At 44.4% G+C, this 16,208-nt stretch carries 13 protein-coding genes, 1 tRNA gene and 1 pseudogene; 8 read left to right on the top strand and 7 right to left on the bottom strand.

Going from position 1 to position 16,208, the window contains the following annotated elements; genetic code table 11:
* Window positions 1–44: 44 nt before the first annotated feature.
* On the bottom strand, window positions 45–740 hold the full coding sequence (locus LIN98_RS02540) for a ribonuclease T2 family protein (protein ID WP_005589265.1): 696 nt from the start codon (window positions 738–740) through the stop codon (window positions 45–47).
* Window positions 741–807: 67 nt separating this feature from the next.
* On the opposite strand from LIN98_RS02540, the gene LIN98_RS02535 reads away from it, so the two are divergent.
* Window positions 808–1,068 carry a YfhL family 4Fe-4S dicluster ferredoxin gene (locus LIN98_RS02535; RefSeq protein WP_026161206.1) on the top strand — a complete coding sequence of 87 codons (261 nt, stop codon included), beginning with the start codon at window positions 808–810 and terminating at the stop codon, window positions 1,066–1,068.
* 65 nt (window positions 1,069–1,133) lie between these two features.
* On the opposite strand, the gene LIN98_RS02530 is transcribed toward LIN98_RS02535, so the two are convergent.
* The gene (locus LIN98_RS02530; RefSeq protein WP_005589264.1) at window positions 1,134–2,210 is read right to left on the bottom strand and encodes a tRNA/rRNA methyltransferase; all 1,077 of its coding nucleotides are present in this window, start codon (window positions 2,208–2,210) and stop codon (window positions 1,134–1,136) included.
* A 185-nt stretch (window positions 2,211–2,395) separates the two neighbouring features.
* Between LIN98_RS02530 and pssA the strand changes: the two genes are divergently transcribed.
* Entirely contained in the window at window positions 2,396–3,763 is a 1,368-nt protein-coding gene (pssA, locus tag LIN98_RS02525) for a CDP-diacylglycerol--serine O-phosphatidyltransferase (protein ID WP_148326228.1), read from the top strand.
* A 39-nt stretch (window positions 3,764–3,802) separates the two neighbouring features.
* Here pssA and LIN98_RS02520 read toward each other — a convergent pair whose 3' ends face one another.
* The 5 genes and pseudogenes from LIN98_RS02520 to xylA form a co-directional block, all read right to left on the bottom strand.
* Window positions 3,803–4,609 carry an IS3 family transposase gene (locus LIN98_RS02520; RefSeq protein ID WP_249847582.1) on the bottom strand — a complete coding sequence of 269 codons (807 nt, stop codon included), beginning with the start codon at window positions 4,607–4,609 and terminating at the stop codon, window positions 3,803–3,805.
* Window positions 4,606–4,978, bottom strand: a pseudogene (locus LIN98_RS02515) (transposase). The gene LIN98_RS02520 and the pseudogene LIN98_RS02515 overlap by 4 nt, the downstream one beginning before the upstream one ends.
* A 273-nt stretch (window positions 4,979–5,251) precedes the next feature.
* Window positions 5,252–5,346, bottom strand: a tRNA-Sec gene (locus tag LIN98_RS02505).
* A gap of 74 nt (window positions 5,347–5,420) precedes the next feature.
* Entirely contained in the window at window positions 5,421–6,893 is a 1,473-nt protein-coding gene (gene xylB, locus LIN98_RS02500; protein ID WP_005568573.1) for a xylulokinase, read from the bottom strand.
* A 49-nt stretch (window positions 6,894–6,942) separates the two neighbouring features.
* The gene (xylA, locus tag LIN98_RS02495) at window positions 6,943–8,262 is read right to left on the bottom strand and encodes a xylose isomerase (RefSeq protein WP_005568571.1); all 1,320 of its coding nucleotides are present in this window, start codon (window positions 8,260–8,262) and stop codon (window positions 6,943–6,945) included.
* Window positions 8,263–8,519: 257 nt separating this feature from the next.
* On the opposite strand from xylA, the gene xylF reads away from it, so the two are divergent.
* From xylF to LIN98_RS02465, 6 genes are all read left to right on the top strand, one after another.
* Window positions 8,520–9,518, top strand: a complete 999-nt coding sequence (xylF, locus tag LIN98_RS02490; RefSeq protein ID WP_025298261.1) for a D-xylose ABC transporter substrate-binding protein — start codon at window positions 8,520–8,522, stop codon at window positions 9,516–9,518.
* A 56-nt stretch (window positions 9,519–9,574) separates the two neighbouring features.
* Window positions 9,575–11,089, top strand: a complete 1,515-nt coding sequence (xylG, locus tag LIN98_RS02485) for a D-xylose ABC transporter ATP-binding protein (RefSeq protein ID WP_187370358.1) — start codon at window positions 9,575–9,577, stop codon at window positions 11,087–11,089.
* Between the two features lie 3 nt (window positions 11,090–11,092).
* Window positions 11,093–12,220, top strand: a complete 1,128-nt coding sequence (locus LIN98_RS02480) for a sugar ABC transporter permease (protein WP_014167524.1) — start codon at window positions 11,093–11,095, stop codon at window positions 12,218–12,220.
* Between the two features lie 88 nt (window positions 12,221–12,308).
* Window positions 12,309–13,505, top strand: coding sequence for a MalY/PatB family protein (locus LIN98_RS02475; protein ID WP_005546250.1), 1,197 nt, complete (start codon window positions 12,309–12,311; stop codon window positions 13,503–13,505).
* Window positions 13,492–14,904, top strand: coding sequence for a Na+/H+ antiporter NhaC (gene nhaC / locus LIN98_RS02470; protein ID WP_005568563.1), 1,413 nt, complete (start codon window positions 13,492–13,494; stop codon window positions 14,902–14,904). The genes LIN98_RS02475 and nhaC overlap by 14 nt, the downstream gene beginning before the upstream one ends.
* Before the next feature lie 114 nt (window positions 14,905–15,018).
* Window positions 15,019–16,191, top strand: a complete 1,173-nt coding sequence (locus tag LIN98_RS02465; protein WP_005568562.1) for a XylR family transcriptional regulator — start codon at window positions 15,019–15,021, stop codon at window positions 16,189–16,191.
* Window positions 16,192–16,208: the final 17 nt, after the last annotated feature.

Below are 16,208 nucleotides of genomic sequence, written 5' to 3'. Positions count from 1 at the left end.
TTGTAACCTCAATTCCTTTGATCCTACGCAAACGATTATCAAAATTAATAACCGGTGCGATTGCGCGGACAATCAATCGGTTGCCAATCTAAGCCGTAACAAATGAATAATTCGTTACGCGCCGCGCCAAGATAGCGACCTTTGAGTTGCGGATTATTTTTCTTTATCCAGGTAAACAACTCGTTACGGCTTAATTCGTAGTTCGGCAGCTTTAAAGTGCGGTATAAATTTTTGATCTTTTCCAAATAATCCTGCGCATTGTTGAACATACACGAACCGTGTTTTTCCCATTCGCCCTGAATTAAATTGGCGCCGGGCATCTCTGGCAGATATTGTTCGATGAGCTCCTGCGGCAATTTCGGCAAATCGCCCTGACAGAAACGCGGATGATCGGAAACCCGTCGTGCCTGTTCGTTTTGTGACCATAATCCGTGTACAATCCAACCGAATTGTTGAGTCAAACCGCATTGATATTGCAAGGAATTCGGTAAGTCATCGCCGTATTGCTTACGTTGACGCTCACAAAACGCCGGTGACCAGGACAACACCAGCGTGTAATAATCGGTGCGGACCTTTTTATTTTGCCCGATGGGATCGTTTTTCATGATGTAATCGTAATCCCGATCGATTAACACGCCAACCGCTTGTTTCTGCTTGGAAAAATAATACCAGCCGGCAAGTAAAAACATTAAAAACGCCACCACAAAAAATGACAGCAGCAACATACGTTTTTCGTTCATAAAATTCCTTTAATTTTATTAATGTATTGATTATAATCCGACCCTTTCAATTTTCCCCGAGGACGCCGTGGCACTATTCATCACTGACAAATGCACAAACTGCGATATGTGCCTGCCGGAATGCCCGAATGAAGCCATTTCAATCGGCGATGAGATCTATGTCATCGATCCTAATTTATGCACCGAATGTGTCGGTCACTACGACACCCCAACCTGCCAAAAAGTTTGCCCCATCAGCAAATGTATCATCACCGATCCCGACCATATCGAAACCGAAGAGCAGCTTTGGGAACGCTTTGTGCTGATTCATCACGCGGATAAGTTGTAATTTTTCTGTGCCAGCTTGCTAAAAGTGCGGTGAAAAATCAGGGTGTTTTTCACACGTACGATGTGCTATCTAAAATACCATTTCGCCAATAAAATCCCCGCGTTCACCGAGACATTTAATCCGTTTTTCAGCGGGTTGCCGAAAGACAGGCGGACTTGTTCGTCGGATTTCTCTGCCAAGGTTTCCGTTGAACCTTCGCTTAGCACGAAAACCGTTTTATTTTTTAACCGCACTTTATCCAATGCGGTGGAGTTTTTGTCATTGCTTACATGGATAATTTGATAACCGGCGTGGCGTAATTGGGCGAGGGCGTTGCGGCTGTCGTCGGTTTCCAGCACGCGGACGTATTCCGCACCGCCTTCCGCCACGCGCAGGGTGACGGCGGAATTGAGGCTTTCCGCTTCTTCCAATACCATATTTTTCACACCGAAGAACGCGCAGGTGCGCAAAATACCGCCGATGTTTTGCGCGTTATTGACGCCGTCTAACAGCACCAGACAATCTTCTTGGTGAGGGACGTCCAAATACCCTTGCAAAGTGAACGGATAGGATTTTTTCACCAACATACAAATACCGCCGTGATGTTCGGTGCCGCTGACTTTGGTGAGCTCGTCACTCTCCACGATGTGATAAACCTTTTTGTTGGCAGCTAAATAGCTGCAAATATCGCCGATTTTGTGCGCCATTTGCACCTTCGCCCACAAGCGAACTATACTGGCGGGACGTTGTTCAAAAAGGGCTAAACAGGCATTTTCACCATAAACCTTCATTTCTTCGGCACGATTTTTCTTGATTTTTTCCGGTGCGCGCGGCGACAACGGACCGGTTTTTTTCTCTCTCGGTTTGTCGTCGAATTGGCTGCTTTTCACCATCACTTTCACGCCGCCTTCCGCACCGCCGGCTTTTTTCATAGTGCTTTCGGAAATGCGCAAGGTTTTTTCTTGGCTGTCGGCACGCTTGAAGGGTGGATTCTTGCCTTGGCTTTTTTTGAATTCGGGGCGTGCGGCATTCGGTGCGTTAAAGTGCAGTCGGTTTTTATCGCGTTTTTTGCGGTCTGCACCGACGCTGCGTTCATTGAAAGATGTTTCTTGGAAAGTCTTATTTGTGGATTTGAAGGTTGGTTTATTTGAATGTTGATTCATAGTGGGTGCCGATATGGATAGCGATAAAATGAACGGATTTTGCTCATTTTTAGTGTAAAAGTGTGAGCATTATAACGAAAAAAAACCTTTTTTCTACCAAGGTGGGCGATAAATATTGTAAACTACGGCGCTAATTAAAATTCATTTACATTCTTACTCACAGCGTTTTTATAGAGAACTAATTTATGTTTACAGATAAAATCGAACGTGCGCGCAAACGTCTTGAAAGCCTGCCATGTTTGCCATTACAGCCGGAGCAAGTGGAATTTATTTATAGCCCGGCTGCCTTTAAAAGCGAAATTATTCAGCTGACTCGACAAGCAAAAACGCGGATTATTGTGACCGCACTTTATTGGCAAAATGACGAGGCAGGACAAGAAATTCTGGATGAAATTTATCGTGCGAAGCAGGATAAACCGGAACTGGAAGTGAAAATTTTAATTGATTGGCATCGGGCGCAACGCAATTTGTTGGGTGCGGAGAAAAGCGCCACCAATGCTGATTGGTACTACGAAACCCGCCAGAAATATCAACTCGCGGAAGATCCGCATATGTTCTTCGGCGTACCGATTAACACCCGCGAAGTGTTCGGCGTGCTGCACATTAAAGGTTTTGTGTTCGACGATACCGTGTTATACAGCGGCGCCAGCATTAATAACGTGTATTTGCAAAAAAATGAGAAATACCGTTACGACCGCTATCAAAAAATCACCCATCCCGTATTAGCCAACACCATGGTGAATTTCGTGCGCCAAAATCTGTTAGATGCCGATGTGGTGTTGCCGTTGGATGCCGCCAATCCGCCGAAAACCAAAGAAATTCGCGGCAATATTCGTGCGTTCCGTAAAAATCTTGCTGCGTACGGGCAATATCAACTGCCAAGTGCGGTGTCTTTTGGCGATGAATTAACGATCACACCGTTATTCGGTTTAGGCGGCGCAGTCAATATTCTTAATTCGACCATAGAAGATTTGTTCCAGCTGGTGGAAGAAAAACTGACCATTTGTACGCCATATTTCAACTTTCCGAACACGTTGCAACAAAAAATTCGCTATTTGCTCGGCAAAGGCAAGCAAATTGAAATTATCGTCGGCAATAAAGTAGCGAACGATTTTTATATTCCGCCGGATCAACCGTTTAAAATGGCGGGTGCGTTGCCGTATTTGTACGAAAGCAATTTGCGCCGTTTCAGCAAAAAATTTGAACGGGAAATTACCCAAGGGCAGCTTACCGTACGCACCTGGAAAGACGGCGATAATACTTATCACCTGAAAGGCGTTTGGGTGGACAAGAGTTATATTTTGCTCACCGGCAATAACCTCAACCCGCGCGCTTGGCGTTTGGATGCGGAAAACGGTTTGTTCATTCACGATCCGAAACAGCAACTGCGTCCTCAAGTATTAAACGAACTGGAACACATCCGCCGCCACACCACCGTGCTGAGACATTACACCGAGCTGGAAGAATTAAACCAATACCCGGCACCGGTACAAAAACTCCTGAAAAAATTCGCCCATATTAAAGCGGATAAACTGGTGAAAATGATTTTGTAGCGGAAAAGTGATCTGCCCCCCAAAAGTTGGACAGGTTAGTTAACTTAAATATTGAGCTCGGTATTGCACCGGGCTTAATCCTTTTAAATCAAGTTTAATTCGTTCTTGGTTGTAATACACCAAATATTCTTCAATTTCCGCCTGTAATTCGGCAATCGAAGTATAAGTGCGTGAGTAAAAACACTCAGATTTTAATATCGCAAAAAAGCTTTCAATCACCGCATTATCATAGCAATTCCCTCGGCGACTCATACTTTGTATCGCCTTGCCTTCCAACATCTTTACCCATTCTGCTGAGCCGTACAATACCCCTTGGTCGCTGTGAATAATCGGGCATTCGCTCGGTTTTAGTTTGCCAAGTCCTTCTTCCGGCATTCTTTTTACCAATGAGAACTTAGGGCGTTTCGCAAAATTATAGGCAATAATTTCCCGGTTCGCTAAATCCATCAACGGTGAAAAATAGAGCTTTTCTTCCCCAACTCGAAACTCAGTGACATCGGTTACCCATTTTTGATTGAGCGCCGTCGCTGTAAAATCACGATTTAGCACATTCGGGGCAATATGCGATGTTTTGCCTCGTTTTCCATGTCTTTTCTTGCGTAAAATAGAATGAATACCTAACGCATTCATCAGTTTTAACACCGTTTTATGATTCAAATGGAAACCCATTTGACGTAATTTGAGTGTCATTGGGCGATAGCCATCTCGTTTTCTGTTCTTTTTATACCGCAACAAGATAGTTTCTTTTATCTCACGATAATCGTGTTTAACTTGCTGATAATAAAAGGTAGAACGAGGCATTTTAGCCACACGAAGTAAGTCATTTAACGCGTGATTTGGCTTCAATCTTTCAATGATTTTTCTTTTTTCTGTCGCTGTTTTTGACGGTCGAGTGCCTCCAACTCCTTTAGGTAAGCAATCTGTGCACGTGCTAATGCCAGCTCTCGTTGCAGCTTTTTAAACGCTTTTGGGGAAAAGTCTGTTTGTTCCGGGATTTCAATCGCTTTCTTTTTCATCTTTGGCTTCACTATTTTAGGGCGTTGAGGGTTTATATAAGGGGATTTTACGCCATTAAGCCCTCTTTCACGAAAGGCTTTTCCAATAAATGACTTGAGAACGAGAAATCTGATGAAGTTTCGCCACCTCACGGATACCAAAATCCTGCTCGGTGACCTGTTTGATAGTTTTTAAACGAAATTGATAAGAGTAAGACATAATCTGCACCTCAAATTAGGTGTCCGGGTTTTGGGGGGCAGATCATAGGTGTTTATAAGGAAAATAACCGTTTTTCATTAATTCAAAGTTTAGCAATAGCCTACCTGTCGCCCGTTGCCATCAACAAAATGGGTGAATGGATTCAAATGCCAAATGTAACCATGCGATGGCTTCTATCGGGTGGCAACGCTGCAACCGAAGCTGATAGTCGGCAATCAATTTCGGTCAAAAGTGCGGTCATTTTATGAAGTGTTTTTTAAAAATAAAATTGAGTGGCGGAAGATCGTAGGAGTTGAACCTACCCGAGACTGCTGGCAGCCTCAACAGGATTTGAAGTCCTGCCGCCTCACCGGAAACGACGATCTTCCTCTTGGAAATTGATGCGAACTTTAGCGCAAAAGCCCGTGCGATTCAAGTGAAGCGGAAAAATAATCCATTAATTTTATACGGAATATTGGGCGTTTAAATGTTGGCGATAGCGTTGGTAAACGGATTGATATTGTTCCGCATTTTCCGCTATCGGCGCTGTGCGCGTCGCTTCATTTAACTGTACGAAAGCTCGGCATAATTCCGCCAGCGAACCCTGTTTATTTGCCCACATGGCTTGAATTGCGGCGCCCAATGCGGCAGCTTCTTCCTCCATCAGGCACACTACGTTGACGTTCATAATGTCGGCAATCATTTGCCGCCATACGGCACTTTTCGCCCCGCCGCCAATCAGGCGGATTTCGGTGGCGGCCAGCCCCGCCTGTTCAAATAAATCCAAGCCGTAGCGCAAGGTAAAACTGGCGCTTTCCATCACGGCGCGGGATAAATTGGCGCGGGTGAAATTGCCCGCATCCAAGCCCAAAATCGCCGCTTTGCTATTCGGCAATGCCGGCACCCGTTCGCCGTTAAAGAAGGGCAGAATGGTCACGCCGTCGGCGCCGATATTGGCTTGTTGTACCAATTCATTGAATTCGCTCACGTTAATTTCCAGCAGTTGCATGAGATTTTTGTTAGCGGACGTCACGTTCATGGTGCAAACCAACGGCAACCAGCCGCCGGAAGAGGAACAAAAATCGGCAATCATCGGCGGCAAATCGGGGAGCGGTTTATCGCTGTAGGCATAGAGCGTGCCCGACGTGCCTAAGCTCATGGTGACGATGCCTTGTTGAATATTGCCGGTACCGATGGCGCCCATCATGTTGTCGCCGCCGCCGGCGGAAACAATGACGTCATTCTCCAGTCCTAATTGGCGCGCGACATCTGCTTTCACCGTGCCGAGAATTTGGTCAGCGTCGATTAAGTGCGGTAGATTTTCCAGGCATTTTTCCGGGGCAATAAGGCGCAACACCTCCTCGTCCCAACAACGTCGCACCACATCAAAATAGCCGGTGCCGGACGCATCACCGTATTCGGTACAGAATTTGCCCGTGAGCCAATAATTGAGATAATCATGAGGTAGCATGATTTTGTCGATTTGTTGATAAATATCCGGTTGATATTTACGCAGCCAACGGATTTTGGATGCCGTATAACCGCTTTGGCAAACAATGCCGAGGCGTTCAAAACAGGCTTGTTCGCCACCGAGCAACGCTAAAATCTCCGCATTTTCCGCGGCGGTTTCCGTGTCGCACCAGAGTTTGGCATGGTACAACGGATGATCGTTTTTATCCAGCACCACCAAGCCGTGTTGCTGCCCGGAAATACCGATGCCACGAATCAAGTGCGGTTGAATTTCGGCGTGTTTTATGGCGTCGGCAAAAGCATTTTTAAACGCCGTAATCCACCAATCCGGCGCTTGCTCGCGCCGTCCGTCGGAGTTTTCAATGAGTTGATGGGCGGCATAACCGCTACCCAATACCTTATGCTGTTGACTATCTACAACAATCACTTTCGTGCCTTGCGTGCCGCAATCGACGCCAAGATACATAAAACACCTCCGTAAAAAATACCGAAAAAAACCACCGCACTTTTACCGATTAACGGTAAATGTAACCGTTCACCAAGTTTTCCAGATACTCCTGTTTACCGGACACCGGTTGCGGATCCAAGCCTTGTTGCTCAACCGCCTGCGCGAGCTGTGCCAAAGAAGCGTTACCCAGCAAAATTTGCTGACCGAGGGATTGCCGCCAACCGGCATAACGTTCGTCCACAAGCTGTTGCAGCCGTTGTTCTTCCAGCATTTGTGCCGCCCGTTTGAGGGATAACGCCAATACGTCGATAGCGCCGATATGGGCATAGAACAAATCATAAGGATCGGTACTTTGACGGCGGATTTTCGCATCAAAATTGAAACCGCCGGTGGTAAAACCGCCGTTTTTCAGGATTTCGTACATCACCAACGTGTTTTCTTCCACGCTGTTCGGGAATTGGTCGGTGTCCCAGCCTGATTGCGGGTCGCCGCGGTTGGCGTCGATAGAGCCGAAAATATCCAGCGCGAACGCCGTCGCCACTTCATGCTGGAAGGTGTGCCCCGCCAAGGTGGCGTGGTTGGCTTCAATGTTCACTTTAATTTCATTTTCCAAGCCGAATTGTTTTAAGAAACCGTAAACCGTCGCCACGTCATAATCGTATTGATGTTTGGTCGGTTCCTGTGGTTTCGGTTCGATAAGCAATGTGCCGTTAAAGCCGATGTTATGTTTATGTTCCACCACCATTTGCATGAAGCGTCCGATTTGCTCGCGTTCACGTTTTAAGTCCGTATTGAGCAGGGTTTCATAACCTTCGCGACCGCCCCAGAGCACATAGTTTTCGCCGCCCAAACGCTTGGTAGCATTCATGGCGTGATATACCTGCGTTGCCGCCCAGGCGAACACTTCCGGATTCGGGTTGGTGGAGGCGCCGGACATATAACGCGGATTGCTGAAACAGTTTGCCGTGCCCCACAGCAACTTCACGCCGGTTTCCGCCTGTTTACGCTCAAGAATGTCCGTTATTGTGTTGAAATTATGAATGTAATCCTTAATGGAATTGCCTTCCGGCGCCACATCCACATCGTGGAAACAATAATAAGGCACGCCTAATTTGGTGAAAAACTCAAAAGCAATATCCGCTTTTTGTTTTGCCGCCTCTAACGTGCCGGCATTTTTCTGCCAGCTTCGATCCAGCGAACCCAAGCCGAACATATCGGTACCGTTCCAGCAAAACGTATGCCAATAACATACCGCCAAACGCAAATGCTCCGCCATGGTTTTGCCAAGAATGACCTGATTGGCGTCGTAGTATTTATACGCGAAGGGATTGGTTGAGTCAGGACCTTCGTAGCGAACTTTGTCAATGTTGTTGAAGTAGTTTGTCATTGTAGCCTCCGGGACAGGGTTAATTTGGCACTATTCTTGATAAAAGCCCTTTGACGATCAATTACGTTATTTCGCATTGGATTTAAGATTATTGTTTATTGTGGACTGGGTCACAAAAGAGAAAAAACGTAATAGGCTCGGAAGATCTGATAATTGCGTTTCTTTGAAACGGAGTGATAAAACTACGTTCAGAGTAATATAAGTCGCTTCTCTAACACCCTTTCAATTCATTCACTATCACTATTTGAGGTGTCATTATGAAAATCAAATTTGCTTTATTATCTCTTGCTACCGCACTTGCCTTATGCAGCACCACCGGCTTCGCCAAAGACTTAAAAATCGGTATGTCCATTGACGATTTACGTTTAGAAAGATGGCAAAAAGACAGCAGTATTTTCGTTAAAAAAGCGGAAGCGTTAGGCGCCAAAGTTTATGTTCAATCCGCCAACGGCGATGATTCGGCACAAATTTCACAAATCGAAAACATGATTAATAAAAATATTGATGTGCTGGTGATTATTCCACATAACGGTGAAGTATTAAGCAATGTCATTGCAGAGGCGAAAAAAGAAGGCATCAAAGTTTTAGCCTATGACCGTTTAATTAATAACGCGGATCTGGACTTTTACGTTTCCTTTGATAATGAAAAAGTCGGTGAATTACAAGCGCAAAGTGTTATTGAGAAAAAACCGGAAGGTAACTATTTCTTAATGGGTGGTTCGCCGGTAGATAACAACGCGAAACTTTTCCGCAAAGGTCAAATGAAAGTATTACAACCGTTAATTGATAGCGGAAAAATTAAAGTGGTGGGCGATCAATGGGTCGATTCTTGGTTACCGGAAAAAGCCTTACAAATTATGGAAAATGCACTAACCGCCAACAAAAATAATATTGATGCCGTTGTTGCTTCGAACGATGCCACCGCCGGCGGGGCAATTCAGGCGCTTTCCGCGCAGGGTTTATCCGGCAAAGTAGCGATTTCCGGTCAGGATGCCGACTTGGCGGCAATTAAACGCATTGTGGAAGGCACACAAACCATGACCGTGTATAAACCGATAGCCTTATTGGCGGATAAAGCGGCTGAAATTTCCGTTGCCTTGGCTAAGGATGAAAAACCGCAATCCAATGCGGAATTAAATAACGGCTTGAAAAACGTGCCATCCTACCTACTTGAACCTATCGTCGTTGATAAAAATAATATTGAAACCACGATTATTAAGGACGGGTTCCATTCTAAAGATAGCATTTATAAATAACGCAACAGGGAGGCTTATGCCTCCCGAATTCTAATAGCAAATCACAAAAGGTTTCCATTATGGCTCTATTAGAAATGAAAAATATCACCAAGAAATTCGGCGATGTTGTAGCATTAAACAACATTTCCATTTCCTTGGAAAAAGCGGAGATTCTGTCTTTATGTGGTGAAAACGGCTCCGGTAAATCCACCTTAATGAAGGTATTATGCGGCATTTATCCTTTCGGCGATTATGAAGGCGATATTTATTTCAGTGATGAAAAAATCGTTGCCAAAAACATTAAAGATACGGAAGAAAAAGGCATTTCCATTATTCACCAGGAATTAACCTTGGTAAAAAATATGTCCATTTTGGAAAATATGTTTTTGGGCAACGAAATCACCAAAGGCGGCATTACCGACGACAACGAAATGTATTTACGCTGTAAAAAACTGTTGGAACAAGTCCAACTGGATATTGACCCGCACACCAAAGTCGGTGAATTAGGTTTGGGGCAGCAACAACTTGTTGAAATTGCCAAAGCCTTAAATAAACAGGTTCGTTTGCTGATTTTAGACGAACCGACAGCATCATTAACCGAAAAAGAAACGGCGATTTTATTAAATCTGGTAAAAGATTTACGCGCCCATAATATCGCCTGCATTTACATTTCCCACAAACTCAATGAAGTTAAAGAAATCTCCGACAAAATCTGTGTGATTCGCGACGGTGAGCATATCGGTACCCGTGATGCGAAAACCATGACGGAAGATGACATCATCACCATGATGGTAGGCCGTGAAATCACGTCTTTATATCCCCATGAAGCACATGAAATCGGTGAGGAAATCCTGCGGGTGGAACATATTACCGCTTGGCATCCCATTAATACCCATATTAAACGGGTAAGTAACGCGTCGTTTACGCTCCATAAAGGTGAGATTTTAGGGGTTGCCGGTTTAGTCGGCTCCGGACGAACAGAAATGGTGCAATGTATTTTTGGTTCCTACCCGGGTAAACATGAAGGTGAGATTTTTATTCATAACCATAAAGTAAAAATTCGTAATTGCAGCGAAGCCATTAAACACAATATCGTAATGGTGCCGGAAGATCGCAAAAAACACGGTATCGTTGCCATTATGGGCGTGGGAAAAAATATTACGCTACCTTCATTACGCAATTATTGTTTCGGTAAACGGGTCATCAATGAAGCCTTGGAAGAAACGGTAATTAACCAAGCTATCGCCCAGTTAAAAGTCAAAACGTCTTCACCGCACTTAGCCATCGGGCGTTTAAGCGGCGGCAATCAGCAAAAAGCGATTCTTGCCAAATCCTTATTACTTAAACCTCAAATTCTGATTTTGGATGAACCTACATGCGGGATCGATGTGGGCGCCAAATATGAAATTTATAAACTTATCAACCAACTGGCACAAGAAGGCATCGCGATTATTGTCATTTCCTCCGAATTGCCGGAAGTGCTTGGCATTAGCGATCGGGTTTTAGTGATGCACCAAGGTCAGATTAAAGCGGATTTAATCAATAATCATCTGACACAGGAACAGGTCATGGAAGCGGCGCTAAAGGAGTAATTTATGTCTAAATTGAAATCAATAAATTTACAGGTTTATATTATGCTTATTGCCATTGTGGTGATTATGGCATTCTTCTTTGTCGCCACCGACGGCGCTTACCTGAGTGCGCGTAATATTTCCAATCTATTACGCCAAACCTCCATTACGGGCATTCTCGCCATCGGCATGATTTTCGTGATTATCTCTGCCGAGATTGACTTATCCGTCGGTTCATTAATGGGATTACTCGGCGGTTTTGCCGCCATCGCCGATGTTTGGTGGGGCTGGCCGTTACCGTTAACCATTATAACAACGTTGCTTATCGGCATTGTGCTCGGCGCTTGCACCGGCTGGTGGGTTGCCTATCGAAAAGTACCCTCTTTTATTGTCACATTGGCGGGAATGCTGATTTTCCGCGGGATGTTGGTCGGCGCAACCAACGGCACCACGGTTTCACCGATTAGCAAAGACATGACAATCATCGGTCAAGGCTACCTTCCCGATACCACCGGCATTATTTTAGGTTGTGTTACCGTTATTTGTTTCTTCCTATGGGGTTCTTATCAACGTAAAACCCGCAAAAATCTTAACTTAAGCGTTACCGGCACAGGTAAAGAAACCATGAAATACGGTTTATTCGCCATTGGTGTACTGGGTGCGATCTATCTCTTAAATGATTATCGGGGCATTCCGTTCCCGGTGTTGCTTCTGGCGATTTTAGCGGTTATCGGTATGTTCATTGCACAAAAAACCGCATTCGGACGACACATTTATGCCATTGGCGGTAATATTGAGGCTGCCAGATTATCAGGCATCAATGTTGAAAAAATCAAACTCATGATTTTCTCCATTAACGGCTTAATGGTCGCCATCGCCGGGTTAATTCTCAGTGCCCGTTTAGGTGCCGGCGCGCCGTCCGCCGGTCAAAATGCCGAACTGGACGCCATCGCCGCCTGTGTTATCGGCGGTGCAAGCCTCGCCGGCGGTGTCGGTAGCGTTTACGGCGTGGTTATCGGTGCATTGATTATCGCCTTATTGGACAACGGTATGAGTATGTTAGACGTGCCGACCTTCTGGCAATACATTGTGAAAGGTACCATTTTATTACTCGCCGTATGGATGGATACGATGAGTAAGAAAAAAATGTAATGATCTTGGCAAAAGTGCGGTCGGTTTTCCATGTGTTTTTAATCTGCCACACGTGCCGATAATAATGTTATCTCCTTAAGGAAAAATAATGGAAATCAAATTTGATCAATGGGTTAATCGAATCGGAACGGATAGTGCCAAATGGGATGTCCCTTATTCAAAATATGGTTCCGATATTATTCCTCTGTCGGTAGCGGATATGGATCTTCCTGCGCCGCAGGAAATTATTGAATTATTGAACGAACGTAATCGGTTGGGCATATACGGATATACAATAATATCGGATGATTATTATCCGCTCATAACCGATTATTTCAAAAGACATTACGCTTACTATGCAAGCCCTGAAGATATTGTATTTTGCCCGCGAATAATTCAAGCGGTATCAATTTATATCAGAGAATTTACAACCGAGAACGATACTATTTGCTTATTTACGCCTTCTTATTCGCCTATGCTTAATGCCGTATTACTAAATAACCGAAAGCTGTCGCAATGTCCTTTAGTTTACTACAATCAAAAATATCATATTGATTTTAAAAAACTGGAAATATGTTTTAGTCATTCCGACGTATTTATTCTGATTTCTCCACATAATCCCACCGGTTTGGTGTTTAGCATTCAGGATCTCAATCGAATTGCATTACTGGCGGAAAAGTATCATGTCTTTATTATTTCGGATGATATTCATGCAGATTTTGATTTTTCAGGCGAGAAACATCATATTATTTCTTCGATTAATCATTATGTAAAAGAACATTCGATTATTTGCACTTCCCCGTCAAAAACCTTTAATTTAGCCGGTTTAGAAATTTCAAATCTGATTATTCATAATCACGTCATACGAAATAAATTTAATCGATTACTGCAACAATTAGGCATCCATAATCCTAATTACTTCTCCATTCCCGCCATAAAAGCAGCTTACCGAAACGGTGATGTCTGGCTGAGAGAATTACAACAATATATCCTTGAGAATAAGCAGTTTGTTAAACGTTTCTTTACAGCGCATATTCCTGAACTGGACGTCGCTGATACAACCGGTACCTATCTGGTATGGGTTAATTATTCCCGCTTAAAAATAGACGAACAGCTATTGAAACATTGGCTATTGCATTTAGCCCGCGTTGAAATGTCTTGGGGAAGTGACTTCGGGGAAGATGGGAATAGATTCTTTCGTATGAATATTGCAGTACCACGCTCCTGTTTGATTAGTTGTTTAAACAGAATTAAGCAGGCTTTTCTTTTATTAAAAAAAGAGGGATATTGCTATGCAGCACAGTAACACACAAATAAAAATACCGACTTTAGCACAAGCACTATCACCAATAATCGTTATGTTACTATTATTGGGCTTAGGTTATGCGCTGTTTGATCTGCCGCCGGAACCACTCATGGTAGTTTCTTGTGTGTTTGCCGGCTTTTTAGTGAAATATTTAGGCTTTCGCTATAATGATATGCTGAACGCTATTGCAGGGAAAATTGCTAAAACTATGCCGGCATTATTGATTTTAATCACCGTCGGTTTACTCATCGGGACTTGGATTGCAGGTGGTACGATTCCGATGATGATTTATTATGGGTTGAAGGTAATTGATCCTAAATTTTTATACATTACCGCCTTGTTTTTGACTTCTGTGGTTTCTATTTGTACCGGCACATCTTGGGGTTCGGCCGGAACCGTAGGCGTGGCTTTTATGGGGGTCGCGACCGGATTAAACGCCAACCTTGCCGCCACCGCAGGTGCTGTCGTAGCAGGAGCCTATTTCGGGGATAAGCTTTCACCGTTATCCGACACCACAAATATCGCATCGGCAGCAACCGGTGTGGATTTATATGAGCATATTACCCATCTGTTATATACCACACTCCCGTCTTTTATACTGGCAGCGATAGTTTATATCATATATGGAATGAATGCGGATTTTCAGAACGTAGCAACGCCGGAAAAAGTTGCACTCATGCTATCCGGTTTGGAGTCAATTTATCATTTCAACTTGTTATTATTAATTCCTGTCATCATTATTTTATGGGGCTCCATTACCAAAAAACCGACCATTCCGGTCATGTTATTATCGGCATTCGTTGCAATGTCAAATGCATTTTTTATCCAACACGTTGCGTTGCATGACATTGTAAACAGTGCGGTTAATGGTTTTAATGTATCAATGGTCCATAGTGATGTTCAAATTAGTTCGGATTTAAACCGTCTGTTAAATCGTGGCGGGATGAATTCAATGATGGGAACTTTACTGATCTGCTTTTGCGCATTATCGTTCGCCGGTGTTTTATCATTAAGCGGCGCATTGGATGTCATTATTAACAATCTATTGAAATTGGTAAAATCCACTGCGTCACTCATTGTCGCGACGATTATCTGCGGCTTAACCATGATAGGTGTAACCAGCAACGGGCAGGTTTCCATCCTGATTCCGGGTGAAATGCTACGGGATGCCTATATCGAACGTGATCTGCACCCCAAAAATCTCAGCCGGACGATAGAAGACTCGGCGACTATCATTGAACCGATCCTACCTTGGACAGCTGCCGGCGCTTATATGGCCGGCACTTTAGGCGTAGCGACATTGTCTTATTTACCTTGGGCCGTGCTATGCTGGAGCGGTATCGTCTTTGCGACAATTTGGGGAATTACCAGTTTCGGTATAGCTAAATTAAATCAATAGCCGTTAAAAAGTGCGGTCGGTTTTTTGAGTGAAATCACAGAGATGAAATAAAGCAGTTTTCTTCGCGGCGAATTTGTGTATGCTAATATCAGTTGCCGCAAAGGGAATGATGTGATGAATAATCAAAAATATTACCGCATTGCGTTGTTATTCAACGCGAACAAAGTCTATGACCGGGAAGTGGTTGAGGGTGTGGGGCAGTATTTGCAGGCATCGCAATGTATGTGGGATATTTTTGTGGAAGATGAGTTTATTTATCATAAAGATACCATCAACAACCTGTCTATTGACGGCATCATCGCCGATTTCGATGATGCCGAAACCGTCGAGTTACTTAAAAATATATCGATTCCGCTCATTGCCGTGGGCGGCTCTTATCAAAATCCCGCGTTTTATCCCAATCTGCCTTACGTCGCCACCGATAATTATGCCTTGGTGGAAACCGCTTTTTTACATTTGAAACAAAAAGGCATTACCAGCTTTGCGTTTTATGGTTTGGAGACGGAAGAAACCAAGCATTGGGCAAATGAAAGAAAAGACGCGTTTCTTGCATTAATGCAGAAATATGAATTCCAAAGTGCGGTCTATTTAGGCGACAAAACTGACTCACAGAACTGGGCGCAGGAACAGGCGAAAGTCACCGACTGGCTTAAAACTTTGCCACCCCACACCGGCATTATCGCCGTCACCGACGCCCGCGCACGGCATATTCTGCAAGCCTGCGAAACCGCCGGCATTGCCGTGCCGGAGCAACTCTGCGTGATCGGCATTGATAACGAAGAACTGATTCAATATTTATCCCGTGTCTCCCTTTCTTCTGTGGCACAAGGCACGCGGGAAATCGGTTACCAGGCAGCGAAACTGCTGCACCGTTTATTAACTGGGCAAAAAGTCGCCGCCACACCGCTTCTGATCCCGCCGGTAAAAGTTATCGAACGCAGCTCCACCGATTACCGCTCCCTGCGCGACCCGCTGGTGATGCAAGCCATGCACTACATCCGCCACCGCGCCTGCCAAGGCATTAAAGCGGAACAGGTGCTGGATTACCTGCGCACCTCCCGTTCCAATTTAGAAGCCCGTTTTAAAGCGGAAATGAACAAAACCATTCATCAGGTCATCCACGAAGAAAAAATCACCCGCGCCAAACAGCTACTGCGTCGCAGCGATATTCCCATTCAGGAAATCTCCGACATTTGCGGCTACCCGTCACTACAATACTTTTACTCGGTATTCAAAAAAGAATTTAATCAAACCCCGAAAGAGTTTCGAAATCGTGAAGGGAAGTAAAAACGCAGGGAAAAATC

Source organism: Aggregatibacter actinomycetemcomitans (assembly GCF_023518055.1).
Taxonomy (GTDB): Bacteria; Pseudomonadota; Gammaproteobacteria; order Enterobacterales; family Pasteurellaceae; genus Aggregatibacter; species Aggregatibacter actinomycetemcomitans.
This window is presented reverse-complemented; position numbering and strand designations above follow the sequence as displayed.

What these genes read in the sequence shown, in the direction of transcription:
- LIN98_RS02540 (WP_005589265.1), bottom strand. Translation starts at nt 740, where the DNA reads ATGAACGAAAAACGTATGTTGCTGCTGTCATTTTTTGTGGTGGCGTTT.
- LIN98_RS02530 (WP_005589264.1), bottom strand. Translation starts at nt 2,210, where the DNA reads ATGAATCAACATTCAAATAAACCAACCTTCAAATCCACAAATAAGACT.
- pssA (WP_148326228.1), top strand. Translation starts at nt 2,396, where the DNA reads ATGTTTACAGATAAAATCGAACGTGCGCGCAAACGTCTTGAAAGCCTG.
- xylB (WP_005568573.1), bottom strand. Translation starts at nt 6,893, where the DNA reads ATGTATCTTGGCGTCGATTGCGGCACGCAAGGCACGAAAGTGATTGTT.
- xylA (WP_005568571.1), bottom strand. Translation starts at nt 8,262, where the DNA reads ATGACAAACTACTTCAACAACATTGACAAAGTTCGCTACGAAGGTCCT.
- xylF (WP_025298261.1), top strand. Translation starts at nt 8,520, where the DNA reads ATGAAAATCAAATTTGCTTTATTATCTCTTGCTACCGCACTTGCCTTA.
- LIN98_RS02480 (WP_014167524.1), top strand. Translation starts at nt 11,093, where the DNA reads ATGTCTAAATTGAAATCAATAAATTTACAGGTTTATATTATGCTTATT.
- LIN98_RS02475 (WP_005546250.1), top strand. Translation starts at nt 12,309, where the DNA reads ATGGAAATCAAATTTGATCAATGGGTTAATCGAATCGGAACGGATAGT.
- nhaC (WP_005568563.1), top strand. Translation starts at nt 13,492, where the DNA reads ATGCAGCACAGTAACACACAAATAAAAATACCGACTTTAGCACAAGCA.
- LIN98_RS02465 (WP_005568562.1), top strand. Translation starts at nt 15,019, where the DNA reads ATGAATAATCAAAAATATTACCGCATTGCGTTGTTATTCAACGCGAAC.